We start from the raw sequence: 25,069 nt of genomic DNA, 5'->3' as shown, positions 1-25,069 counted from the left end.
CCATATACCCCCAATTATTGAATAAGGATGAATTTCATCTCTTCGTTCTTTAAAAAAGAGAGTATCTGCTCTTTGTGTTTTAAATCATGGTTTACCATACCAACAAAATATTCATTTAGAGTCATATGCTCTTTTCCTGGAAACGGCAGGTTGAATTTCTCAGCTGGAATAGCAGCTATAATGGACACTAACTCTTTGCGGACAGAGATAAACTTATTGATTAGCTCTTCTTTCATTATACCTGATCTTGCATAGTTAATTGCTCCTTTGTTAATCATCTCAACATTTACACTTATATTAGGAGGACTCTCACCTTTCAGTATGTATGGTATCCGATTATCAATTATAAATTGGTCCCAGGATATAAAATGGGATATGACGTCAGCAGTGCCCCATGATCCATCATGAAATGCCTTGAACCACAGTTCATTTGATATGTTTTTCAAAGAATTTGACCATTCGATTATACTTAATTTCTCATTAATAATAATTTCTTTATTCATTTGTTCACCCCTTTTTATTAGCTCTTTCATTATCATTGTTTGTTCGATGTAAATAAATGAATTCCTTTTAATACATAGCTATATAAATCTGCCCGCTAGCGCAACACGGCTGCCGATCGATGCCAGCAGCCGTGTTTTAGTTATTTATTAAGCTATCGTGTCCCGTTAGAACAATCAGAAAGGACCAAAGAATGGTCCTTTTGAAATATTCTATCAATCTGTATGCCGCCACAGCACCTGCTCTTGTTCACTTCACAATCGTTTCCTTTAAGTGATAGCTAATTTACTGACAACACTATCGGGACCAGAAAAAATGGACCCGCCGTTGCGAACAGTATCGCGAATAAGTTTTATCATCGATTCTCGATCGGCTTTCACCGCGGAAATCCAATTCTGTGGCGCATCGGTCTCGGGGTCGTACTGGGCGCCCCAACCGGCTAACTCAAGCAATATTGGTATTAAATCCAGTCCTTTGTTTGTAAGAAAATAAACCTCTTTGCGCTTATCTGTAGCGTGGGTTTTTTTAACGAGAATGCCTTTCAACTCTAAATGAGCAAGTCGGCTGGCCAGTATATTTGATGAAATTCTCTCTTCAGACTCTATGAACTCCCCGTAGGTGTTCTTTCCAAAATATACGATGTCTCGGAGAATCAGCAATGACCAGTTATCGCCAAAAGCCTCTAGAGAAAAATTAATTGGGCAGTGTGATTTAGGATCTGAACGTTTCATAAGTGCAATTTATCATACTTGCATAACAAAAGCAATTTCACTTGCATTATAAAAGTAATAATCGTATACTGAGATCATTATAGACTGTTTAAAATTTCCAATTCATACAAGGAGGAATGGATTACATGAGCATATTTTCAATGCCTCAGATCGTTTCTGAAGAAGAGTGGCAGATTGCTCGTCAAAAACTGCTCGTCAAAGAAAAGGAACTCACCCGCGCGTTGGACGCACTTGCCGCGGAGCGCAGAAGGCTGCCGATGGTGCGAATTGAAAAAGATTACGTGTTCGAGGGACCGAACGGCACAGCGTGCCTGCTTGACCTTTTCGACGGACGTCGGCAGCTCATCGTCTATCATTTCATGATGGCCCCAGGATCCGATCATTACTGCCGCGGCTGCTCATCCTTTATTGACAACATTGGCCACCTATCCCATCTGCACGCCCGTGATACTTCCTTCATTCTCGTTTCGCCAGCACCCTATACACAGATCGAACTTTTTCGAAAGCGCATGGGTTGGACAATCCCTTGGTTTTCTTCAAACGGCGATAATTTCAATATCGACTGCGGTGCAGGCAAAGGATTTGGTCTGAGTATCTTCCTCCATAATGACCATAGCGTGTTTCGAACCTATTATACGACAGCACGCGGTGTAGACAGGATCAGAGCCGACTTCAATTTCCTCGATCTGACGCCCTACGGCCGGCAGGAGGATTGGGAGGATTCACCTGAAGGGTGGCCGCAAACACCTCCATACACGTGGTGGCGATTACACGACGAGTACGAAGTATGACCCAGGATGGAAGCCGTACGACCGGTAACCCGTTTCGATTCAGAGAAAATGAAGCTGCTTTAAGCGGTCGGCACAACGATCCGTATCCCTAAGTTTTTCCACTCAGCTCGGCGGGTATATTACCCGTTACATAAAAACGGCAGCTGATCGTTTCACCAGCTGCCGCTATATCATTCAACCTTAGTGTCCCGTTAGCATAATGCACATAACCACTAATCCCTTCGTTGGCTTTTTAAGCACTAAAAAAGCACAGTGCCATACAAGTTGGCAACCATGCTTTAAAGAGATGACTGTATGATCTAAAGTTATATGAAGAGCGTGTTAAATGTGTCCTGAATTAGTCCAAGTATTTATTCACTGAACTAATGGCATTATTAGATACCAAAACCGAAACCAGTACATGCACACGTGACTATAACTAACAAGATGAACAATACAAGGATCGTAGCTGTATTTGTAAACAAACCACCACGTAACTCGGACATTTTTGACACCTCCCTATCAATGAGTACCCGATATGTTATGAAGGCTGATCTCACTTTGATTGGATGGTTGTACTGGTAATCATTTCACTATATTGGAATCAAAACGAACATCGTCTGATCCTCGGTGAAACTGACAGCTAGAATTAATTTAATCCCTCACTCTGTCCTCATTTACGTAAAACAATATATGTTTTTCTCCTAAACGGCAAATGATTATTGGGAAGTAAGGCTTCGTGAGAACCCGGAACGCCATGTTGGAAATATCGGCTCCCAACCATATTCAAGGCGTGCCTGGCATTCGATGCGCCACGTTCGCCGCGTTGTGCTATCTTGCCAGATAGCACAACGCGGCTGCCGATCCATGCAGGCAGCCGCGTTTTAGTTTTTTAAGCTATTGTGTCCTGTTAGCTTAATTCTTCTTCGCCTATCGTATCTTAAGTGATCCTTGGAAACTGGAGCTTTTGACGTGTAGCCTTTCAGAAAAATGTCTCGCTTTTTGCCCTCAAATTTCGTAGATGCGCTCCCGATATCGAATAAGTAATAACCGAATCCGGATAGGCAAAAATCAATAAAACAAGGCTCACCACTTTCAGTGATAACGATATTCCCCCGTTGAATATCTGCATGAATTAACCCCCAAGCTCCTTCCTGCGAGTCCAGTTCTCGCATGAATTTCTTCACCTGAGCCAGCACTTCGGACATGATCCCGTGATGTTCCATGGTATATATGCCTACTTCTACGCCATGCCTCAGCTTCTCAAGCGTATTATCGATTTTTTCCGAGCCATATACGGATCTATGCAAATCCTTTTAGATTGCGCTCGCTCGAGTGATACCCATCAATCCACTCCAATAGCGTTGCATAAATCGTTGCATTCTTGTCCTCCAAGTAACATCCCAATACATATTCAACGAATCTATTCGCAACGGGCATTTGTACCCCTAACATACGATTTCGACCCAACTCCTGCAAAAGTGCCTTCTCGGATTCCAGCCCCTCCAGCGTATGCTGTATGCCCAACAACCCTTCTGTAACTGGCTTATGGATCCGCAGCAAGAAGGAGCAGTTATTGCCACAGTCTGTTATTTTGTATGTCAAATTCTCGTTGTGCCTCATGAACTCAAGAATTGGATCTGTGAAAAAGTAGCTCTCAAGCACTTTTCGAACTAGCCATTCGTGATTGTAGATTTAAAATGTTCCTTTTATGTCAAAAGCCGATAAAGCTCATTAAGTTTTTGAATCTCATAGGTTGGAACAATATCTGTGTTATTTGGCTTCCTTTCAGGGTTATACCAACATGTGTATATTCCGGCAATCTGTCCACCTTTAATATCTGAACTCAAGGAATTTCCTATAATTAATGCTTGATTCACATCAAAATTAGGAATTCTCGCGAATACATAATCAAAAAATTCCTTCATGGGCTTATGAAAGCCTGTGTCCTCTGACACAAAAATATCTTTAAATAATGGATGTAATCCTGAAGCACGTAAGCGTGTATCCTGTGTCTTGGAAACACCATTCGTAACTATATAAATGTCATAACGATTTTGTAGGTCTGTTATCAGTTGAAATGCCCCATTGACAAGCTGATTTCCTTGTTCTAAATAGGTACGATAGCTCTTTTCTAGTAAAATTCCATCAACTTCTTGATCATATGACTTGAATAAAATCGTAAATCGAGTATTCACAACCTCATCACGATTTACCTTTCCTTCTTCAAAATCCTTCCATAGACCTTGATTTATTTTTCTATAATTTGCTTCGATTTCATTGTTAAAGGGAATGTTTTGTTCTTCAAAAAGCAAACGCAAAGCTTCCCTTTCTGCTGCGCTAAAATCCAATAGTGTATCATCTACATCAAATAATAAGGTTCTGTATTTTTTCAAAATGATCTCTCCATTCTAATGATAACCTTTCCTTTGGCACTTCCGCTTTCCAGGTAATGAAATGCTTGCTCAGTATCTTTCAATTGATACACCTTATCAATGACAGGCTTAATACGACCTTCTTCAATAAATTCCTTTAAAACCTTCAATTGCGCTCCGCTCGGTTTCATAAAAAGGAAGTGATATCCCGCTTGGCTCTTCTTTTCTAGAGCTTTCATCTTACGGCTAACGATGGACAAAATTGCTGTTTTCATCCAACCTAACTTTGCTTCTTTTCCAAATTTGGCGTTTGGCATGCCGGAGATGGATACAATTTGTCCGCCTGGCTTCAGTATGCGGAATGATTTTTCCAACACTTCTCCTCCTAAGGTATCAAAAACAGCGTCATATCCGGTAAGCATTTCTTCAAAATTCTCTGTTTTATAATTAATAATCAGGTCGGCCCCCATGGATTTGACTAATTCATAGCCTTTATCGCTTGCTGTTGTAGCGACAAAAGCGCCCATCAGCTTGGCCAGTTGGATGGCGAAGGTGCCTACGCCTCCCGAACCTGCGTGAATCAGAATTTTTTGGCCTTGTTGAAGATTGATAATATCAACAAAAGCTTGGTAAGTCGTAAGTCCAACAAGCGGTATCGATGCCGCTTCTTCAAAGGTTAGATTCTGCGGTTTCAGCCAAATATCTTCCTCATGAACAGCAATAAATTCGGCTAATGTGCCGATCCGGTTTTTACGGGGTCTCCCATAAACTTCATCTCCGGGTTTAAATGTATTCACCCGAGCGCCAACCTTGACGACAACGCCGGAGAAATCATTTCCTAAGATGAGAGGAAACCTGTAATTCAACAGAAACTTCATTTTACCTTCCTTAATTTTATAGTCAATCGGATTTAAGCTTGCAGCATGAATTTCCACCAGCACATCGTGTTCTCCGATCGTAGGTATTGGTTGTTCTGTCATAACGAATGGAACATTTTTTCCGTATTTCTCAATGACTATGGCCTTCATTTAAAATCACCTCAACTTTGATTATTCGTTTAAACAAATGAACCAATTGTCCAAAATAAAACTTAACCACAATACTTCCCTATCGTCTTGTGGTAGTCACTGAGACCCATCACACTCAGCTTCAACGGAAGTAATTAATGCTTTGAGTTGTTCAAGCGGTTTACGGACAGTCAATACATAATAATTTTCTACGCCTTTTTTGTCGGATTTAACAAATCCAGACTGTTTCAACACCTTCAAATGATGCGAGACAGCCGGTCTAGATAAACTTATATGGCCTGATATCGCATTCACATGAAGTCCCGACTTGTTCTGCGCCAGCAGCATAATAATAGCTTGACGGTTTTCATCAGTCAGCACTTCCAACAAAGGGATGCACGCTTTAAATTGTTGCATGACATGCTCGGTTCTCTGGCTCATAGAATCCCCACTTTTCCGTTCATTTGTTTAATCATTTAAACGTAATTATAATCATTTATTTCATAAAATCAAGCGCATAGTTGAGGTTTTCACAATTTCAAGCTATAGTTATTTAGTGAGTATAACAATAACTACTAGGTGGAATTCATATGGAAGATATTTATAAAGAGTTACAAAAGCTCGGCTTTTCCCAATACGAATGCAAAGCCTACACCAGCTTATTGAAGATCTCTCCAATCACAGGCTATGAAATCAGCAAACGCTCAGGCGTACCACGTTCCATGATTTACGAAGTGATCGGTAAGCTGCTTGACAAAGGGGCGATTTATACTGTACCTTCAGAGCCGATCACATACGCACCGTTGCCGGCCAAGGACTTGATTGGGAGACTTCGCAACAACTTTGAACAATCCTTTGATTTCTTAGAGAAAAAACTCAATGCACTGGAAAGCGAACAAGAATTAGACGTCATCAGGCGAATCAGCAGCGACGAGCACGTCCTCATGGAAATCAACGAGATGATCGAAGCAGCCAAGGATGAACTTTGGCTATCCGTATGGGAGCCGCAGGTCGGGTTTATCCAGGAACGGATTGATCGACGCGTAGACGAGGGAATCTCTGTCTTTTCCGTACTGTTCGGAAAATCAGAAACGCAGTTGGGGATCACCTACCATCACGATTATATGTCTCCAGAAGTGGCAGAAGAACGAATGGGCGGTCATCTGACGATCGTGGCAAGGGACAAAGAAGAAGTCTTGATCTCAAACTTTGGACCGAATCGAGAAGCATGGGCCATCAAGACCCAAGACCCGGCACTCGTCCTCGTAGCCATTGAATACATTCGCCATGATATCATGTTTGCTGAGGTAACCAAGTTGGTTGGCCCAGAAAAAGTAGAAGCGCTTTGGAGAAACAAACCGGATCTCTATCATGTGGTAACAGGAAAACGGTTCATGTAGATGTGAACCGTTTATTCTTCCTTTTCATATAGTCGTTATCAATCTAACACCTAGAAAATAAGAGATGAGGCAGAATCGTGAGTCAAGAAGAACTTCGAGTAGAATCAATTGCGACTTCAAGAGATGAAGGCAGCTTCATGCAAGGAGTGAAGGATTGTATTCCAACCTTGCTGGGGTATTTGAGTATTGGATTTGCAGCGGGTGTGCTGGAAAAGACAGCGGGTCTGAGCAATTTGGAAATCATACTTCTGAGTGTATTGGTATATGCAGGATCTGCACAGTTTATTGCAGCCGGAATGATTGCCGTGGGGACATCAGCAACAGCGATTATAATTACGATATTCTTTGTAAATTTACGGCATATTCTGCTCAGTGCGGCATTGTCACCCTATTTTCGGCATCTTACCCCACTTAAAAATATGTTGATAGGATCTCTTTTAACAGATGAAACCTTTGGTGTTGCCATTAATGAAGCAGCGCAAAGAAACCGGATTCACGAAAAATGGATGCACGGCTTAAATCTGACAGCGTATCTCAACTGGATATTCGCGAATATTGCAGGTGCATATTTCGGACAGTGGATTTCAGACCCGGCAAAGTTCGGACTGGATTTTGCTCTGCCTGCCATGTTCATCGGTTTGTTGATCCTGGCGATTATCAGCCGTAAGAAAGTGAAGCTCGATGTCATTGTGGCTATTTGTGCGGTGGTTATTGCGGTAAGTATAGCTGTTGTTTACCCTGGAAATGTAGGGGTTATTGTAGCTACGATAGTCGCTTCTACGATTGGGATGGTGATAGAGAAATGGAAGTAAGATGGGACGTCTTCTTGATTATTATCGGGTCTGCCCTGGTGACATTCTTGCCCCGGGTATTGCCTCTTATGGTTCTGAGCCGGATGGAGCTCCCGGAATGGGGAATTCGCTGGTTGAACTATGTTCCCATATCTGTGATGGCGGCATTGGTCGGACAGGAACTATTCGTACAGGATGGACACTTCTCTCTGTTAGACAATGTCGAGCTGCTGGCAGCGATCCCTACTATTCTTGTCGCTATGAAAACGAAAAGTTTGCTCGGAACGGTAGTTGCAGGAATGGTGTCGATCATGGCTTTACGTTTCTTCTTTTAGCGGGATTGGAAGAAGTGAAAATTAGAAACTTCGCAACCTGTTATCCGTAGTTGAAACTAATGCCAAAGGAGGAATGAAAAAATGCTCAAGCGTTTTCTAGGAAAAATATTAGATTCTGTTCAACATTCCAAGCATGGACGACATCGCTACAGCTCCAGTGGTCGAAAGCAGCATTTCGGTCGCCGGCATTCGTCCGACCAAGGTTACAGACACAAAAACCAAGGCCACACCTACTACAAAAATAAATATAAAAGCTCTAGCTAATCAATAAAGCCGCGTATAGCGGTTTTTTATATCATCATCGTTTCAACCAATGGTCCAAATCACGCACAAATTGTTGTGTATCCTATAAGGAGGATCGATTTGAAGAAGCTTGCGAAGCATATGCTTGGTCATCGGTGATACAGTCAGCTCGTCCTCCCACCCTAAATTTAATTCAACTTCAGAAGTGCACGGATCATAACCGGTATACAGCATAAAAAGAATAAAATGGCCAATAGCAGATAGATCTTCTGTAGCTTCCACGGTTCTATTTCGCATTGTCTCATCATGCGGTTTGAGTTCCGTACGAATCGGCTCCCCCAGACGACATGCTAATCCAAAATCAATGAGGTGGATCTGATCTCCATCCAATATGACGTTCGGTATCCTGATATCAAGATGAACGAATCCTTGTTCATGGACATAACTCAAAATCTCCATCAACCTGCGAGCGAAACAAAGCGCCTCTTTTTCAGAATACACTTCCCCTCGCTCGAAAATTAAATCTTCCACCGTCTTTCCTTGCAAGTACTCGGTTACCATATACAACTGGTCTTTATATTCGAACGATGCTAAACATCTCTGAATCGAAGGATGTCTTAGCCGCCCCAGAACATCAATCTCCCGGTACAACAAATCTCGACCTAACGTCCCTTTGCTTGGCTTGGATTGCTTCAGAACGACCTCTTGGCCGGAATCCACATCAAGGCATACATAGGTCAACCCGTAGCTGCCATTGCCAAGGAAGCGTTGTATTCGGTATTTGTTCGTGATGACAGTGCCCTCTCTTTTGGGATAGTCGATCCAAGCTTCGTATAATTCTTAAATTGTGTTGAACCAATTAGAGTTATAACCTTTGTAATTATATCATTTTTTTGTTTTGCGCAGTTTCTTTGAATAGTACTTCCCTTGCCTGTTAGCGCAACACGGCTGCCGATACATATCGGCAGCCGTGCCTTATTTATTATGCTATCGTTTCCTAGCTAGCTTTGATTCATGAGCATGATTGTTGAAATGCCTTTTTGCCGGTGCGGATCAGGCACTTTTAACATGCCGATGTCGACTAAATGTTTAAGTACGAATGCACGTAATATTCCCGACGCCATACTGTTCTGTGACCAGTAGCGCACATATTTATGCGCATGTTCTGGTTGGCCATCGAGGTTCACTTGATAAACAGCTTGATCCAGTTTCTTAGCAGCTTCTTTAATTCGTTCGGACGGTTGCGGAATCGCCGCATGCAGACGTTCTCCTGTTGGCTTATCTTTGCAATACACAATATTAACTTCAAGGCCAGATTCCGCTCGCAGCAAATATTGTTTGTCGAAAAGACGGCGATAGGCGTCAATGTTCACATCGTTTTGCGGTAAATCTCCTTTGATCACATGCATCAGACTGATGTAATCCGAACTCAGATTGTCTCGCCAACTGCCCTGTCTGCCGCACCACCACGTATCGACCTGCCATGCCTTTAGTGCATGCTCATCGGAATCTCGATTCATATCGCCACAATAATAATATTGTTTGGGGTCAAAACTGACGTCAAAATCTCTGTGGATCGTAGCATAAGCGACGTAATGGCCACCATCTTTGCGGCTGACGGAAACCTCTTCATCACTTACCCTATTAAGTTCTTTGAAGTTCAACTGCTTACCAGCATACGGAATGAGGCTCCACAACAGTAGATTGACATCTCCTCCTGGAATGTAGACACCAGTCCCTCGGAACACTTCACCCATCGAGAAAAACTGCTTGAAATAATGTTCGACGGCAATCTCCGCATATTCTTTGTACAAATGGTATAGCGCCTCGCTTTTCGTTGAGGACGGATCTTCAATATACATATTGGTACGATACTTTCCACCCGGAAGTCTATCCATGAAGCCGTAATCTTCCAGTGATTCGATTTCATCCTCGATAAATACAGGTGAAATGCCCAGTTCTTCAGCGATTTCATTTACCGTGAGCGGCTTATGATAAGCTGAGAATGCGATGTTTTGTCTGATCGTCGTCGCTAAAAAGTCGGCGGTATCGCCTTTGTTGCCTGGGGATCCGCTATGCCCTAAACCTGTCATGCGAATCGGGTTGATGCCGAGATTACCCATCGATCGAATTGTGTTCATTTTGTGTTTCAGCTCCTTTTTCGCTTCGAATAAGTGCCATTTGACCGTACCGCTAGAAAGACTCATCTCAGCCGCGATTTCGCTAATTTTCATTCCGCCGTAATAGTACCTGACAACGATTTCCCGTTGTTGGTGAGATAAAAAAGCGATTTCGCGCCGCAATGCGCCAGCCGTTTCTTGACGGATGACCTCGTCGAAGCCCTCGTCTCTGGACATTACCTCATTGTCATCAATACGCAATTGGTTGGACGATTTCACTTTCTCCCCTACGAATTTCGCCCACACATAATGCGCAATCTTAAAGACATAGCTGTTCATATCCAGTAACTCTGTCTTTTTGAGAATCGCTTGGTATACTTCCAGCGTAATTCTTCCTGCCAGTTCCTCGGCTTCGTCGATCTTTCCCGTTTTGTTCAAGGCGAATCCATATAACGGCTTTATGTAATTCTTGATGACAAGGTCAGCTTGTTGTTTATCCATGTTCTAAAAAGCTCCTTCAGTTCGGGTGGCACTCAAATATATACTGCAGCGAAAACGAAAAAGGTTGGGTGGTTTAGAAAAACTTTTTAAATTGTCCCATGAGTTCAACAATCAACGCATTTCTGCAATGTAGCAATACTTTCTTGCAGGAACGCTTTATTTTTTTCAATCCCCCTATTTTTACACCAGACAACAGCACTAAAAGCATCATAAAAATCATAAAAAGGAAGTATTGTCTCCAATTCTATTAAGGGGCGAATTGTTGAATACCCCTCTTGATATGCGCTTCTACTTCGAGGATTTACTTCCCAGACATATCGATTCATTTTTGTGAAATCTATTTCAGAGGATCCACCACGAGCACTTTCAAAGTCAATAATGCCAACGACCTCATTATTATTTATAAGGATATTACCAGGTCGGAAGTCCATATGAACAACACAAGGTCCATCAGGATGAGGTAATCGTGAGAAGACGCGCTCAAAATGATCAATACACTTTTCGAAAAGTCCTCTCTCAAGGACATCCTTACAAGGTTCTATGAACTTTTCAAAGTTATTTTTTATGTATAGCCTCCAATTGTTCTGATTAAGAAATTGATAACCGTCTATACCTTCAACACCATACCCCGGCATTTCCACTTCATGCAGCTTGGCATGATATCGTCCAATTTGAAATGCCAGCTCGTCGTCGATTTTACCAGTGCACGGCATTCCTTGGATTTGCGATAAAAGTAAGGCGCCCGAAATGAAGTCATCCCCGCTCCAGAGATCTAATACTCTTGGAACCGGTACTACCTCGCTCAACATTTCAAGCATACGATATTCACGATACAGTTTATCCCTGTTATAAGGGATCTTCGCAAATACAGTTTCCCCATTTGTAAGATTCAGTTGGTATACTTGAGAACTAAAGGACTCAGGAACATGATCTATACTTTTAACTTGAAGGTTAAACCTACTTATGATCGTTTGTATTAAGTTCAAATCGCACCCCCGGTGTTTAGAATGAATGATACCTTATTAGATTCCTATTGGTATTCTAGCTATTGTGTTCCGTTAGTTCAATATCCTTTACTAGTTAAGTCCCGAATCGTTGGGAAATGGACATAATCAAAAAAAAGAGCCTTTCATGCGGCTCAAAATAAGTTTCAACAACTATCATATTTTCGAGTCATTGCGGATTAAAAAATCATTTATTCTCGCTGTTTGCCCCAGTATTGCATGGCCCACTCCGGGTAGAAGAACAGAAGTGACGTTCGAAGCGAATTGCCGTATTCGGTCGATGCTTTTTTCAGCGTTGAAGAGAAAATCTCTGTCGCCGAATATTACGAGTATCGGCATCGTAAGCCGGGTGAGCTCAGCACCACTGAACACTGGAAACGTCGCAAAACGCGGTTTCTCATATTTCGTAATCAGTAGAACAAATTCAAGCGCTTTGCGCATGTTGTCAGCTTCTTCCGGATTTCTAGTGTCCATGCCCAGCACGCCTCCGATTTCCTTCGACTTGTTTCCACGAGCAGAAATTTTATGGAGCAGCGCACGGATTAAAAAGTCACGCCGTTGCATAGCAAGTCCACCGGGACATAGAACAATGAGTTTGTTAACCTTGTCAGGATGAAGTGTCGCGTACCGTAACGCTATCCAACCGCCAAGAGATACACCTGCAATAGAGCATTGCTCAACGCCAAGCCGAGTTAATACTTCCCCCAACCACTGCTCATATGCACCGCTTTTATAGGGCGGCCGACTTTCATCAGAAAAGCCAGCTTCACCGATCAGGTCGATAGAGAACACATGAAATCGTTCGCTAAGCAGCGCAACATCGCCAATCCAACTAAAAGAATTCGACAAACTCTCGTGAAGCAACACTAACGCGGGATATTCCGGACTTCCGGATTCAATGACGAACGTTTCGCCATGTGAAGTCGAAATTCGATGCTGTTTATTTTCGACAGGCCACTCGGCAATAATTTTGCTATATGCATTCATAATTTTCTGTTTGCCTACTTTGCTCCTAAAGATCGAAGCCATCATTTTTCCTCCTCAATAAGCCAAATTTCTGCCTGGTCCATATCCTCAATGGCATAAAACCATATTCCACCAAATACAAGCTGCATCATAAAAGTTTTGCGCATCTTCGGAATATGTATATAATAACATATGTTACAAATAACAGAAGTAAAACGTATGGAGGACGATTTCGCTTTTTTCATTTCATTCAGTTTCACTTGTTGTATCGTACGTTCATTAGAATTGATCCCAAAACAGATAAAATCTTGACGTGAATCGCGTTCGAATACAAAAATACCATCTTTACCGAATCGTCGGCAGAGATGGTATTTTTGATTCCGTAGCATGCCTTAACGACCTGCTTCTCCAGCAAATCGACTGCTGGTCTGCATCAATCGATAGATGAGAACCGATGTCTCGGCGCGCGTCAATTGCTCCTGTGGTTCCAGTTGCTTGCCAGTTCCCTCGATCAGCCCGGCAGCAATAGCTGTTCGGATCGCTTCGCTAGCCCAAGGACTGACTTGATCGCGATCGGTGTATTTGGATAAATCTGCCGGATTATCTTCTTCGGATGCCGCTTGTAGGAAGCTCATGGCGCGCACGATCGTTACAATCGCTTCCTGCCGCGTAATCTCAAGGTTTGGACCGAAGCGGCCATCCGCGAGTCCATTCATCATATCATTTGCGCTTACTGTGTGAACGGCACTACTGAACCAACTCGAACGAGGAACGTCACTGAAGCTTTCGGCAGTTCCGTTATCCGGTTCCTGCAGTCCTAGCACTCTAGCCAATAAAGCAGCGAATTCGGCTCGCGTAATCGACTTATTCGGCATGAACTGGTTCGCGTTAACACCTTGTACGATCAGGCGATCGCTTAACGCGGCGATCTCATTCATCGCCCAATGACCTTGCGTATCCACAAAAGTGGACGATTTGGAGACAAGCACAACCACGCTGTTCGATTGACTCCAGATCACGGCAGCTTGCTTACCGTCAACCGTCCTGAACGACGTCGGGACTGGCTGGATACCTCGCTTCGGATCCCAAATTGCGACCGTCGTTGCCTTCCCATCGATATCCTTCGGCAAGAAGATTACGCGCTCGACGTTCTGATTGAAGCGCGTGATGTTGTCGGTAACCACGCCTTGTTGCGCCATTTGAAGTTCGAAATGTACGGGGACACCGAGAATGCTAGCCCCAATCTTCACTACGGCATCCTTCAAACCTGGTAACTCCGTTGCGCTCCCCGGTCTGATGATGATTCTAGACTCAGTCCCTGACGCTCCGAGGTTTCGTTCAACCAGCTCTGTGAGCGGCAAGTCAACATTTCCGATGGTTGTTCTCAAGGCAACGGTTTTGACCTTGTTCCCTAGTAGAGCGACGACATCGCTTGGGAGACGCAGAATGACTGATCCTGCTTGATCGTTCGCTACCGTAATCGCCAGAATGCTGCTCGGCATAGTGAATTGCTGCCCATCAAGTGCGCTGATGATCATATCTCGTGCTACAAGCACCTCAACCGATTGTGAACCGTCTTTCTCTAACCGGGATGTGGCAGCCCCAGTCACTTGGCGTCCGTTGATCTTGATCGCCACACCATTCGCAGGTTTCTCCGGCAAAGATGGAGACACGCTATATGATGGACTCGATGGTCCTGAAGGAATAGAGGTTTCGGTTCCTTCACGATTCACTTCAAGGCGATATGTTTTCAACGTTCCGTCTTGCGCTTTGACGTTAATCTCGAACTTGTTATTGCCCGTGACGAGCGTATATTCGCTTGGCGGCACGTTGCTCGGGACTTGCATGCCGTTGACATAGACAACGGCATAAGCGTCCGCTGTTGTGAATGACATTTTCAATCCCGTTATGGCATGGCTGGCCTTCGCTTTGTAATGAGTTATATCCGGATCGAATGGAATGGATAACAATCCGCCTGTACCGGATAGCTGCCAGCTTGACAGATTGGCGTTACTACTCTTCGCCGTGATGTTCTGAATGTCAATCCAGCTCACGTTCTCGTTCCCCTCGGCATCTCGCGCATAGACCGAGTATATTCCATTCTCCAAGACGGAGAATCGATCGATGAACTCAGACCCATCATGCTGGAAATAGGCGATATCCCTGCTGCCTTGAGCCCATTTGACGGAAGCAATCTGATTATATGCACCATAGACCGCTGTCGTGACAGCAATGCTCACGCTGTCGAAGGTTGGCGTGCTCGGATCCGGCTGCAGCACAATGCTTGGCGGCTGGTCGTAAGTATATGTAATGCTAATCGTCTGATCCAACGGCTGGCCCCCGCGTTCGCTTGCCGAATACGTCACGCGTTCCGCTGCGGTATTGCTGACCTCGAACAGCGCGACACCATCATTATTGGTCATCTCATACACGGCTTGAATAACGGATCGACCGCCGTCCACTTGCACCTGTACTTGTCTTCCTGGAATCGGGACTCCTCTCTCATCCTTCAAACTCACCCGAACTGATGCCTTACGCGTTCCGTCCGCCCGTACAACCTGATCGCTGGTGATGATCGTCGATCGGGAGAGGCTTACTTCCCATGGTGTGAACCGAACTTCAGTGGTCGCTGCAATAAAATTGTCGTCCACGCTTGCTCGGATCGTTGCCTCACCTGGCGTTGACGGCGCTGTGAGCCTTACGGTGTAAGTGCCATCCTGATGATCCGTCACGGGTCCAACCGTTCCTAACGTCGATTGAATTTTGACTCTTGCGCCTCCCGTCGTTATCGGCTTGCCCTGACTGGTGCGGAGCGCTACCTTCACAGTCGTCTGGCTTGTTCCATCTGCGACCAATGTAGCATCTTTCGTTGAAATTTCGCTCTTGGCTGGCGAGATTTTATCGATCGTGAAGATGATGGTCGTCGTATTCCCTGCCGCATCCGTCACGACGAGCACATAATCGCCGTCGCCGCTTACGTTCGTCCCGCTGTTAAAGGGTCTCCCATTTAGCGTCGCGGTCCCTTCGTTAAAAGCAATGGTCACATTGCTCCCATACGTCTCGCTATTCATTACCCCCGTGACGACGGGCGGCGTCGTATCGAGCACGATGCTGTCGCTCGCTTGTAAGACGATCCCTGTTCCGTCGCGAAGCTCCATATACACGGTTTTGGTGCCATCCCCATCCAGGAGCGTCCAGCTGACAGGCGTCATGAACGGTGTCCAAGCCGACCAGGTGCCTCCCGCATCATTCGTGAATCGGAACTCCGGCATGGCTGCGTCGGGATCGTTATGGCCGAGTTCGAGCGATACGTTCGTTGAACTTGTCACAACGGCACCCTGGTTGATCGTTATCGTTGCCGTTGTCGGTGGCTCATTCAAGTCCACGATCTCGACGGTAAAGCGTTTATCGAAGGTATTTCCCGCTGCATCCGTTACCCGGATGCTCACCGGATAGGACGACTGCGTCTCATAGTCGAACACCTGCGCTGCTTTCAACATATTGCCCAAGATCGTGAAGGGTGCCGAAGTTGCTGGCGTTAGACTGTACGTAAATGTATCTGCTGTATCAGGGTCTGTTGCCGAGAGCGTACCTACGGTATCTCCTATCTGATTGTTCTCCGTAATCGTATTGGAAGACATCGTAATATCGGTTGGCGGCTCATTCACGTCCGTGATCCTCACCGTCAAGAGTTTATCGAAGGTATTTCCTGCTGAGTCCGTCACCCGGATGCTCACCAGATAGGACGACTGCGTCTCATAGTCGAACACCTGCGCTGCTTTCAGCATATTGCCCACGATCGTGAATGGCGCCGAAGTTGCTGGCGTTAGACTGTACGTAAATGTATCTCCTGTATCAGGATCTGTTGCCGAGAGCGTACCTACGGTATCTCCTATCTGATTGTTCTCCGTAATCGTATTGGAAGACAACGTAATATCGGTTGGCGGCTCATTCACGTCCGTGATCCTCACCGTCAAGAGTTTATCGAAGGTATTTCCTGCTGAGTCCGTCACCCGGATGTTCACCGGATACGATGACTTCGTCTCATAGTCGAATACCTGTGCTGCCAACAATGTATTGCCCACGATGTTGAAAGGTGCCGAAGATGCAAAACTGTAAGTAAATGTATCGCCGGCTTCGGGGTCAACCGCCAAGAGCGTACCTATGCGGTCCCCTGCTTTGTTGTTCTCCGCAATGGTATTCGGAGACAGCGTAATATCCGTTGGGGGTGAATTTATTGGCAGTGTTGTATAGATGATCTCTAACTGTGATCTGTAAGGAAATTTCATTTTGTCGTAAAACAAAATCTGAGACTGATACATCAATGGAGCCGGAGGTGCAGTCTGCCTGCCTTTTAACACAAATGTCGCTTTCATACTCTGATCCGAAAGTCGATTTTTGATAAATTGGGTTACATCGAAGGCCTTCCAAGTGTTTTCAATGACATCCCTATCTTTCACGATAATTGCTTCATGAGCGGAAGGGAAACTAATCGAGGAATCTTCATTCCAATTGTCGTTATACGATCCCCATAGATCGATGTACGGTATGTCGCCACCCTTCTGCACGCTTTTTACATAGATCTTCAATTTCACAGACTCAATTTTACTTCCGGAAGGTACATTGCTTAAATCAAATCGGAGCGCTGCATTGGCGGCACCGTAATCCCCTGATTGATCTCGTTCATAACCAACCAAAAGGATATTCGGCTCGCCATTGACATCCAATCCATCCGGATAATTGCCATACTGATCCGTGAATTTATCTGCTTCAACTGGAATGATTAGTGTTTCGCTAGTTGCAGCAGCAGCATTCGTACTTGAAGATGCCGCTTCCGTCACGGCGGCCCCGCCAACGATCGCTCCTATGCTCACAAAGAATACAAGTGCGAGCGCTATCCATCTTTTCCTTCGGTATATCGCGTTCATTTCTTTTTCCCATGACCTCTTTTCCTTTGAATTTTGTGCTTTAAAGACGAATAAACTAGAAATCTACCATAAAATCTATAGCAACTCTACCAGAGTTGCAATACCTATTTTGTCATATTTTTATCATGACAAAACCGTGACAAAGGCTCAACCACTAGGGATTTGCATCTGCGCGTATTGCCTTCCCCACGACGTCCTTGATCGCATCAATGACCGCGTCCGGGCGCTCTCATTCATCGTCGGGATTTTTAGATGGAAATTAAAAACAGCGGCAGCCTAGGACCGAAAAATAAAGTCTTAGACTACCGCTGCTTTGATTCAACTAACGTGTTGTCCCGATAGCTGAATAACTTTGCATCATAAAGCTCGTGAACCGAGTTATTGCCGCATATCGCCGCCTCGATACTCATATGCGCTTTAACGCAAGAGGACTTGCGATAAAATCCACTTGAAGATCGGGGAGTGCTTCACGCACCATCTCCACGACAGTTAGCATGCCTGCCTCTTCGCTGTTCTGATGACCCATAATAATCAGCGCCTTTGAAAGTCCCATATCCGTGGCATCTCTCACATATTCATTCGTCTCCCATTCATTCGTCTCACCAACGATGAGGAGATCGATATTTCTGCTCTCCAAGTATTGGATATGCGAACGGCCACCTGACGCACCAGGCATCAGTCCAAATCGTCTCACTGGCATTTCCGGATCTCCGACCACGAGCATGCTATCGACTTTGAATATATTTTTCAGATGAGTGACTATGGTTCGGACGGTATGCTGCTCATCTGTGGGGAGCGTAAGCAGGTTCATTTCCTCTATATTAGTGTAAGCTTCCCATTCCAGCATCTTTAGCATGCCAACCAGTATGCCGTCTGGCTGGTATCTGTGGACATAATCGTGTAGTCGGAAGATCGATATCCCTGACTCCTCGATGAGCATTCGTTTCTTTTCATACACGGGGTCCCCTTCCAACCATTCAACTTCATCCATATGATTATAGTAAGTCGGCTCGTGAGTGATTATCAGATCAACACCCGATTCAACCGCTTGCTTGATTACAGCATAAGTCGCCATGAATACAACGGCTACTTTACGTACCTCTGCATTCAAGCGTCCGCTCTTTAGCGTATCGACGGTCGGTTCCAGTTGGCCAACTGGTTCGATGAGGCGATCCAGTACGGTCTGTACAGTAATGATCATGTATTAGACCTCCTTATTAGTTGGAAGATATTTGTTTATGTACAACCATTTGCATTTGTTGAAGCATGACCGGTATAATGATGTGTTTTTAAAATTTTCTTATTTTTAATACTGCTGATCCTTGCGCGGAAAGACCATTTGCAATCCAGTTAGCACAACGTTCCATTGTGAATATAAGACTTGCAATAATGATAATAATAATTCATATAATCTGATATGCGTTACTCGTCACAAAAAGCATCCCCCTTTCATTTATTTCTATAATTATTTCACTCCTTCTTCTCAAAGTCCTTCATGCATATAGACTAATTTTAATCTTCCCTTTTAAGCTAATCTGCCCGTTAACGGAACGCGACTGACGATATCTGCTGACAGCCGGTATTGTGCTCCATTCATTAATATCGTAATAATTGAATCGATTTGTATTCCCTCTTGATGCTTTTAACAAAATCACATCATTTTTCTTGATCATACTATTTAAGGCTTTAGCCAACTCCATTTTATCCATATATGTCTCTACAGAGCCAATTGGAAATTTCTTTTCGGCTTCTAATGCAATAAAGCTACTTAGAGCACCGAATGTATATACATAATTTATTTTAAGCGGATCAAGGTTTTTGCCAATGAATCGATGAAACTCTTTCTCTTGGTCACCGAGTTCGAGCATATCCCCTAAAACGAAATGCTTTTTGCTATAACCTCTTAGTTCTTGAAAAGTCTTTATGGCTGCGATTACGGAATCAGGGCTAGGTAAATTGTACGGGCTCTACGTGTTCGCCGCCTCCACTACGTGCATCTGTCGATAGATTGGTAAACCTCCGGCAAAAGATTTATTTTTTTGTGAACCGGATCAACCGACAAGATCCGGTTCACAAAATCATCTACAACCTCAACCTCATTCATCATCGCTTTCATCCTCCTAGAGTGTGTTAAACGTTCAATTCCACAATTTTAGTTGCGATATGTTTGCAAAACTCGCTGTCGTGCTCCACGAAAAGGATCGTTGGCGAATGCTCCAGCAGCAGTTCTTCAATCTGCATCCTTGAAATGACGTCGATAAAGTTGAGTGGTTCGTCCCACACATGCAAATGAGCTTGTTCACATAAGCTTTTGGCGATCAAGACCTTTTTCTTCTGACCACCGCTAAAAGAAGCGATGTCCTTTTCAAATTGCAATCGTGAAAAATCGAGTTTTCTCAAAATCGCTTTAAACAAACTTTCATCAATCCCACTGGATCTGGCGAATTCCGTCAAATTGCCCTGCAACTGCGAAGTATCTTGTGACACGTAGGAAATCTTCAACTGACTCCCTTTCCGAAACACGCCGGAATATGGTATTTCCTCGCCGCAAATTAGTTTGAGCAGACTGGATTTGCCTGAGCCGTTCGGACCGGAGAGCACAATGCGGTCCCCTTGCTCAACCGTAAAGCTGATGTCGCGGCAAACGTTCTTCTCGCCATAATGAATAGAAACGTGGTCAAGCTCGACCAATTGGTGTTTATGATAAGTCATTTGCGAGATTTTCAGGCTTTCCGAGTTGTCGACATTTTTCAGAAGCTGGGATCTCTCCTCTATGGCAGATTGCTGTCTATGCTCGATCGACTTGGACCGCTTCATCATTTTGGCAGCTTTATGACCAATGTACCCTTTATCGACCTTGGAGCCGGAGTTACGGGTACCGTTTTTCGTTTTTTCTACTTCGTGCGACCAGCTGCTCGTTCGCTTGGCCGCTTCGGACAACCGCTTAATGTCCTTCCTCAGCTTATCATTCTCAGCCAGTTCGAAATTGTCCTGTCGCTGTTTCATCTCCCACCAGTCTGAAAAATTTCCTTTCTGGATTTCGATATTGGTCTTATTGATCGATATAATGTGATCCACACAATTGTCGAGAAACGCCCGATCGTGTGACACCAAAATATACCCGCTCTTGCCGTTCAAATACTCACTTACCAGCTTTCGAGCATGCAGATCCAGATGATTTGTCGGTTCGTCGATAAGCAAAAAGCTGTTTTCCCTCAAAAACAGGACCGCCAGCATCACCTTCGTCTGTTCACCGTTGGACAACGAGTCGAACGGTCGGTACAACACATCTTCTGACAACTTCAGCAGCGAAAACTCGCGCATAAGTTGCCAATGCTCGTAGTCCGGAAAGATGCCGTCGATTACCTCGAATGTAAGGTTCTCCTTGTGTTCGACATGGTACGGAAAGTACTCGAAACTGACGTTAGAAGAAATCGTTCCACTGTATTCGTAATTGCCGAGCAGCAGATTTAGAAACGTCGTTTTGCCCCGGCCATTCCGCCCCGTAAAGCCCAATTTCCAGTTCGTATCGATCTGTAAACTTACATGTTCAAATATGTTGTCGTAACTGCCGTCATAGGCAAACGTCAAATTTGTTACCTTGATCAATGACATGTTAGAAACCTCCTTTGTTCTCAAATAAAAAAGAGCTGCAAGAAAGTTGACCTTTCTTGCAGCTCAAAAAAATAAAGCAAATCCAACCCTACGCAGAGTCAGATAAGATGTATTTTATGAGTGAAAAGAATAAGGTAACTTTCTTGCCAATAAAGAATAAAAACAGCACAAATAGAACTTGTTTTATTCTTTAAACGTTAGCAAGAAATTTTACATTATCCTCTTCAACTCCTATCGTCAGTATTAGCGCAATCTTATCATACCCTCAATTTCATTGCAACTAACTCTTCGATTAATGGATGGCTTATTCTCACTATAGGTCTACAACGTAAATCTTCCTACGACTGTCTGAAGTTGGTCAGCCATTCGAGACAAATCATTCGCGGAGGCGGAAATCTCCCTCATGGTCGCATCTTGTTCTTCTGCCGAAGCTGCTACTTCCTGTGAACTAGATGCTGTATTTTCCGACACTTCCGTTATAAATTTCATCGAGTGAACCAGTTGATCCGCACCAGCCGCCATCTGTTGCACCGAAGATGTTATTTCTTGGATTTGCAAGGAGACTACATTAACCGAATATTGTATGTACTCGAAAGAATCCCCAGCGGTATTAACAACTTCTATCCCTGCAGCAACTTCTTTGGTTGCTTTATCCATGGAATGAATCGCCTGCTCAGTTTCATCTTGAATCGATGTGATTAGTGTTGACACTTGTTGCGCAGATAAGGACGACTGTTCAGCTAATTTCCGAATCTCTGCGACAACAACGGTAAACCCACGCCCATGTTCACCGGCTCTTGCTGCTTCGATTGAAGCATTTAAAGCCAATAGGTTCGTTGAAGCAGCGATTTCTGTCATAACACTTACGATTTGACCAATTTCAGTTGAACGTTCACCTAGTTTTGATATAAGAACTGCTAGTTCACTTACCGTATGATGAATCGAATTCATTTGCCCAATAACAGTCTGAATTGCGTCAACTCCTCCTGACGCTTTGTCGTGGGCTTCCATTGCCTTGTCCGACACAATAAGGGTATTCTTAGAAATTTCACGAGCGCCTATAGCCATTTCGTTTATAGAGCTAGAGGATTCTTCAATCGTTTTAAATTGTACATCTACGCCAGACGCAACACCTTGCATTGAAGAAGTAATCTGTTCCGTCACCAGTGATGTCTCCTCTGCGCTTGCTGTAAGTTTTTCTGCTGAAGCTGCTAGATATTCTGCGTTTGAACCGACTTGATTGATTAAATCACGTAGGTTACGGGACATCAGATTGAACGAAGCGGCTAATTCGCCGATCTCATCATTATTCTTCACGGTAATTTCCGGTATTGTTAGGTTTCCAGATGCAATTTCCTTCGCGGCATTTGAGATCGTCACAACGGGTCTGCTGATGACTCGACCTAGATTAATTGCAATTCCTATCCCAATCAGTATTGCTAGAGCTCCCAATCCAAGCACCCAAGTTTTTATGGACTGAATTTTAGCAAACGTTGTCTTGTATCCTTCATCGAGTAAATTTTGCTGTAATGTAGTAAGCTCCTTCACTTTTTTATCAAATGCAAGTGTAACTTCACTTCCAGTACCTTCAATTAACCTTAGATTCATATTTCGGTTCTGAGCCTCTTGTTAGCAATTTGATTAAATTTGTTTTCTAACTTCTCTAACTCTTGGAGGAGCACTCTAGCTTTGGGCTGATCTACGATATCCTGTAGGGATTTACTTTGTTTCGAGTAGTTATCATGGGAATCTGCGAAGTTTTGAATCGATGAATAATTCCCCGTTGCTAAGTAACTTCTGATGTCTAATTGCTCCTGTTTTACTGTTGAAGCTAGCTCTTGTATCATAATTAATTTTTTCACTTTATCACTGAGTAGGTTACCGTGTATAACTAATAGCAATTGTTACAGCTAAAATGATAAGGACGATCAAATACCCTCCGAACAACTTCTTACTTAATGTCAGCTTCATAGACAGATTCTCCTCTAACATATTCACAGTCTTTATATATCATGAAGATGTATTGTCAAAATAAATACGATTTAATATTAATATTTTGAAAATAACACAGTTGCAAAAGAATAAATAAAAAAATGAGCAGACTGTGATAGCCTGCTCAACAATGTTTATATTAGTATTCTCTTTTATTTCCCTTCTTGACGAACTCCCACTCGACCTCAATATTTTTTCTAACTCGATGTAGAAGATGAAATAATGTTTCGGCTTCTTCCTCAGAAAGTCCTGCTAATGCAACCGAGTTAGAATAATCCCCTTCTCTCTTTAGAAAGGGGTACGCTTGCTTACCCTTATCAGTTGAAAATAACCTTTTAATTTTTTTGTTTGTCTCATCGTCTTTCTTATCAACAAATCCTTGGATTTCAAGTTTTTGTATCGCACGTGCTGCAGTCGTTCGGTCCACCTTTATCATTTCTGCCAGCTTTTCTTGAATGATGCCCGGGTTCTCACATATTCGGACCAGATATAAGTACTGCCCTTTTGTAAGATCTAATTCCTTGAATTCTATATTACTTATGGAATCCAATGCTCTAGCGATCATGCCAACTTCGCGAAGTATTTCCTTCATTTGAACACCTACCAATATTTTTTTGTTGCATTTACAACATTTTTTTGTATACTTGTTATTGTTGCTGAATCTATTATGACGATTTTTTCAAAAAAAATAAATCTAGAGAGGAAAGAAAACGTGACTACAAAAAGAATCACACGTCCAGAGGAATTAGAACTTGCATTCTCCATTAGAAAGAAAGTATTTGTTGATGAACAAGGTGTACCAATTCAAGATGAATTTGATGAATTTGATGAATTTGATGCGCTGAATGGACAATGTGAACATATACTTGCCTATTACAATGGGCAGCCCGTTGGCACAGGAAGGATACGCGTTCTTGATAGAATAGGTAAATTAGAACGTATATGTATTCTAGAACCATACAGGAAATTGGGGATTGGGAAAAACATCATTATCGCATTAGAAGAACTCGCTCTTGAAAAAGGAAATAATCAGGTCAAATTGCACGGGCAATCCCATGCAGAGGGGTTTTATAGCAAACTTGGCTATCAGACTTCATCTGCTGAATTTATTGAGGATGGTATCCCTCATATTGTCATGACGAAAGATCTTCTTTCACACTTACACCAAAAGTCTTGAACCAATACAAGGAAGGATTTTAAGAAATGAAAACAAAAATAACAGGTGTAATTTTGTACCCATTGTTTAGTGAATATGAATTAACCGTTGCCCTTTCTATTCTGAAACAGGGTAATCACCCAATAAAGACGATAGGGATTACGTCAGAACCAATCATCGGTGAATCCGATCTTACTTGCATTTCGGATACGACGATCTATGATGTAGATATCAACACGCTTGATAGTCTATTATTTCCAGGATGTATGGATATTTCAACGTTGTATGATAACGAAGATCTGATCGATTTTATCAAGAGATGTTCGTTACATAATAAGGATCTTGTCATTGCAGCAATCTCAAGTTCTCCATATCTATTAGCAAAAGCAGGATTGTTAGAAGATCGTAAATACACAATTGGCATGTATGAAGAACATAGAAAGGAAACAGGCTTTTTTAATGAACAGAATTATTGTAATGATCTTGTCGTCCAAGATGGCAATATATTGACTGCAAGAGGAAGAGGATTTATTGAATTCGGTGAGAAATTTGGACAATTACTGAAACTTAATTTCGATTCCAATTGGTATCATGGTTAACACCTCCCATAAGAGCTATTCATTCTCGTTTTGCT

At 43.3% G+C, this 25,069-nt stretch carries 26 protein-coding genes; 7 read left to right on the top strand and 19 right to left on the bottom strand.

The window, feature by feature from the left end:
- Positions 1-14: 14 nt before the first annotated feature.
- Both GCU39_RS06865 and GCU39_RS06860 read right to left on the bottom strand, forming a co-directional pair.
- Complete coding sequence (locus GCU39_RS06865; RefSeq protein WP_152397118.1) at positions 15-503, bottom strand: DinB family protein; 489 nt, start codon at positions 501-503, stop codon at positions 15-17.
- 267 nt (positions 504-770) lie between these two features.
- Positions 771-1,232, bottom strand: coding sequence for a winged helix-turn-helix transcriptional regulator (locus tag GCU39_RS06860; protein ID WP_152392830.1), 462 nt, complete (start codon positions 1,230-1,232; stop codon positions 771-773).
- Positions 1,233-1,357: 125 nt separating this feature from the next.
- Here GCU39_RS06860 and GCU39_RS06855 point away from each other — a divergent pair, with 125 nt between their 5' ends.
- Positions 1,358-2,023, top strand: coding sequence for a DUF899 domain-containing protein (locus GCU39_RS06855; RefSeq protein ID WP_152392829.1), 666 nt, complete (start codon positions 1,358-1,360; stop codon positions 2,021-2,023).
- A gap of 374 nt (positions 2,024-2,397) precedes the next feature.
- Here GCU39_RS06855 and yjcZ read toward each other — a convergent pair whose 3' ends face one another.
- The 6 genes from yjcZ to GCU39_RS06820 form a co-directional block, all read right to left on the bottom strand.
- Positions 2,398-2,508: a sporulation protein YjcZ gene (gene yjcZ, locus GCU39_RS06850; protein ID WP_152392828.1), complete on the bottom strand. Its 111-nt coding sequence runs from the start codon at positions 2,506-2,508 to the stop codon at positions 2,398-2,400.
- Between the two features lie 378 nt (positions 2,509-2,886).
- Positions 2,887-3,228: a phosphotransferase family protein gene (locus tag GCU39_RS06840; RefSeq protein WP_152392827.1), complete on the bottom strand. Its 342-nt coding sequence runs from the start codon at positions 3,226-3,228 to the stop codon at positions 2,887-2,889.
- Between the two features lie 76 nt (positions 3,229-3,304).
- On the bottom strand, positions 3,305-3,607 hold the full coding sequence (locus tag GCU39_RS06835; protein WP_152392826.1) for a hypothetical protein: 303 nt from the start codon (positions 3,605-3,607) through the stop codon (positions 3,305-3,307).
- Between the two features lie 104 nt (positions 3,608-3,711).
- On the bottom strand, positions 3,712-4,398 hold the full coding sequence (locus GCU39_RS06830; RefSeq protein ID WP_152392825.1) for a YjjG family noncanonical pyrimidine nucleotidase: 687 nt from the start codon (positions 4,396-4,398) through the stop codon (positions 3,712-3,714).
- Positions 4,395-5,405, bottom strand: a complete 1,011-nt coding sequence (locus GCU39_RS06825; protein ID WP_152392824.1) for an NADP-dependent oxidoreductase — start codon at positions 5,403-5,405, stop codon at positions 4,395-4,397. Before GCU39_RS06825 ends, GCU39_RS06830 begins: the two co-directional genes overlap by 4 nt.
- A gap of 96 nt (positions 5,406-5,501) precedes the next feature.
- Entirely contained in the window at positions 5,502-5,825 is a 324-nt protein-coding gene (locus GCU39_RS06820) for an ArsR/SmtB family transcription factor (RefSeq protein WP_152392823.1), read from the bottom strand.
- Between the two features lie 149 nt (positions 5,826-5,974).
- On the opposite strand from GCU39_RS06820, the gene GCU39_RS06815 reads away from it, so the two are divergent.
- From GCU39_RS06815 to GCU39_RS06800, 4 genes are all read left to right on the top strand, one after another.
- Positions 5,975-6,784, top strand: a complete 810-nt coding sequence (locus GCU39_RS06815; protein ID WP_152392822.1) for a TrmB family transcriptional regulator — start codon at positions 5,975-5,977, stop codon at positions 6,782-6,784.
- Between the two features lie 137 nt (positions 6,785-6,921).
- Positions 6,922-7,596 carry an AzlC family ABC transporter permease gene (locus GCU39_RS06810; RefSeq protein ID WP_152397117.1) on the top strand — a complete coding sequence of 225 codons (675 nt, stop codon included), beginning with the start codon at positions 6,922-6,924 and terminating at the stop codon, positions 7,594-7,596.
- Entirely contained in the window at positions 7,587-7,910 is a 324-nt protein-coding gene (locus GCU39_RS06805; protein WP_152392821.1) for an AzlD domain-containing protein, read from the top strand. Before GCU39_RS06810 ends, GCU39_RS06805 begins: the two co-directional genes overlap by 10 nt.
- Before the next feature lie 133 nt (positions 7,911-8,043).
- Positions 8,044-8,181, top strand: a complete 138-nt coding sequence (locus GCU39_RS06800; protein WP_193726797.1) for a hypothetical protein — start codon at positions 8,044-8,046, stop codon at positions 8,179-8,181.
- A gap of 35 nt (positions 8,182-8,216) precedes the next feature.
- On the opposite strand, the gene GCU39_RS06795 is transcribed toward GCU39_RS06800, so the two are convergent.
- The 11 genes from GCU39_RS06795 to GCU39_RS06745 form a co-directional block, all read right to left on the bottom strand.
- Positions 8,217-8,873 (bottom strand): serine/threonine protein kinase, encoded by a 657-nt coding sequence (locus GCU39_RS06795; RefSeq protein WP_265333476.1) that lies wholly within the window; start codon positions 8,871-8,873, stop codon positions 8,217-8,219.
- Positions 8,874-9,154: 281 nt separating this feature from the next.
- On the bottom strand, positions 9,155-10,774 hold the full coding sequence (locus GCU39_RS06790; protein ID WP_152392818.1) for a sigma factor-like helix-turn-helix DNA-binding protein: 1,620 nt from the start codon (positions 10,772-10,774) through the stop codon (positions 9,155-9,157).
- A gap of 104 nt (positions 10,775-10,878) precedes the next feature.
- The gene (locus GCU39_RS06785; RefSeq protein WP_152392817.1) at positions 10,879-11,760 is read right to left on the bottom strand and encodes an aminoglycoside phosphotransferase family protein; all 882 of its coding nucleotides are present in this window, start codon (positions 11,758-11,760) and stop codon (positions 10,879-10,881) included.
- A 174-nt stretch (positions 11,761-11,934) separates the two neighbouring features.
- Complete coding sequence (locus tag GCU39_RS06780; protein ID WP_152392816.1) at positions 11,935-12,810, bottom strand: alpha/beta fold hydrolase; 876 nt, start codon at positions 12,808-12,810, stop codon at positions 11,935-11,937.
- Positions 12,807-13,133 carry a hypothetical protein gene (locus GCU39_RS06775; RefSeq protein WP_152392815.1) on the bottom strand — a complete coding sequence of 109 codons (327 nt, stop codon included), beginning with the start codon at positions 13,131-13,133 and terminating at the stop codon, positions 12,807-12,809. Before GCU39_RS06775 ends, GCU39_RS06780 begins: the two co-directional genes overlap by 4 nt.
- Positions 13,134-13,136: 3 nt before the next feature.
- Positions 13,137-17,618, bottom strand: coding sequence for an S-layer homology domain-containing protein (locus GCU39_RS06770; RefSeq protein WP_193726795.1), 4,482 nt, complete (start codon positions 17,616-17,618; stop codon positions 13,137-13,139).
- Between the two features lie 460 nt (positions 17,619-18,078).
- Positions 18,079-18,873, bottom strand: a complete 795-nt coding sequence (locus tag GCU39_RS06765) for a Nif3-like dinuclear metal center hexameric protein (protein ID WP_152392813.1) — start codon at positions 18,871-18,873, stop codon at positions 18,079-18,081.
- Positions 18,874-19,165: 292 nt separating this feature from the next.
- On the bottom strand, positions 19,166-19,597 hold the full coding sequence (locus tag GCU39_RS06760; protein ID WP_265333533.1) for a glutamate ligase domain-containing protein: 432 nt from the start codon (positions 19,595-19,597) through the stop codon (positions 19,166-19,168).
- 205 nt (positions 19,598-19,802) lie between these two features.
- Positions 19,803-21,287 carry an Lsa family ABC-F type ribosomal protection protein gene (locus GCU39_RS06755; RefSeq protein WP_152392811.1) on the bottom strand — a complete coding sequence of 495 codons (1,485 nt, stop codon included), beginning with the start codon at positions 21,285-21,287 and terminating at the stop codon, positions 19,803-19,805.
- A gap of 321 nt (positions 21,288-21,608) precedes the next feature.
- Positions 21,609-22,895, bottom strand: a complete 1,287-nt coding sequence (locus tag GCU39_RS06750) for a methyl-accepting chemotaxis protein (protein WP_152392810.1) — start codon at positions 22,893-22,895, stop codon at positions 21,609-21,611.
- A 523-nt stretch (positions 22,896-23,418) separates the two neighbouring features.
- Positions 23,419-23,871, bottom strand: a complete 453-nt coding sequence (locus GCU39_RS06745; protein ID WP_152392809.1) for a MarR family winged helix-turn-helix transcriptional regulator — start codon at positions 23,869-23,871, stop codon at positions 23,419-23,421.
- Positions 23,872-23,991: 120 nt separating this feature from the next.
- On the opposite strand from GCU39_RS06745, the gene GCU39_RS06740 reads away from it, so the two are divergent.
- Together GCU39_RS06740 and GCU39_RS06735 are read left to right on the top strand one after the other, a co-directional pair.
- A complete protein-coding gene (locus GCU39_RS06740) occupies positions 23,992-24,456 on the top strand; it encodes a GNAT family N-acetyltransferase (protein WP_152397116.1) in 465 nt (154 codons plus the stop codon).
- Positions 24,457-24,482: 26 nt separating this feature from the next.
- The gene (locus GCU39_RS06735) at positions 24,483-25,034 is read left to right on the top strand and encodes a DJ-1/PfpI family protein (RefSeq protein ID WP_152392808.1); all 552 of its coding nucleotides are present in this window, start codon (positions 24,483-24,485) and stop codon (positions 25,032-25,034) included.
- Positions 25,035-25,069 lie beyond the last annotated feature (35 nt).

This window comes from Paenibacillus guangzhouensis (assembly GCF_009363075.1).
GTDB lineage: Bacteria > Bacillota > Bacilli > Paenibacillales > Paenibacillaceae > Paenibacillus_K > Paenibacillus_K guangzhouensis.
This window is presented reverse-complemented; position numbering and strand designations above follow the sequence as displayed.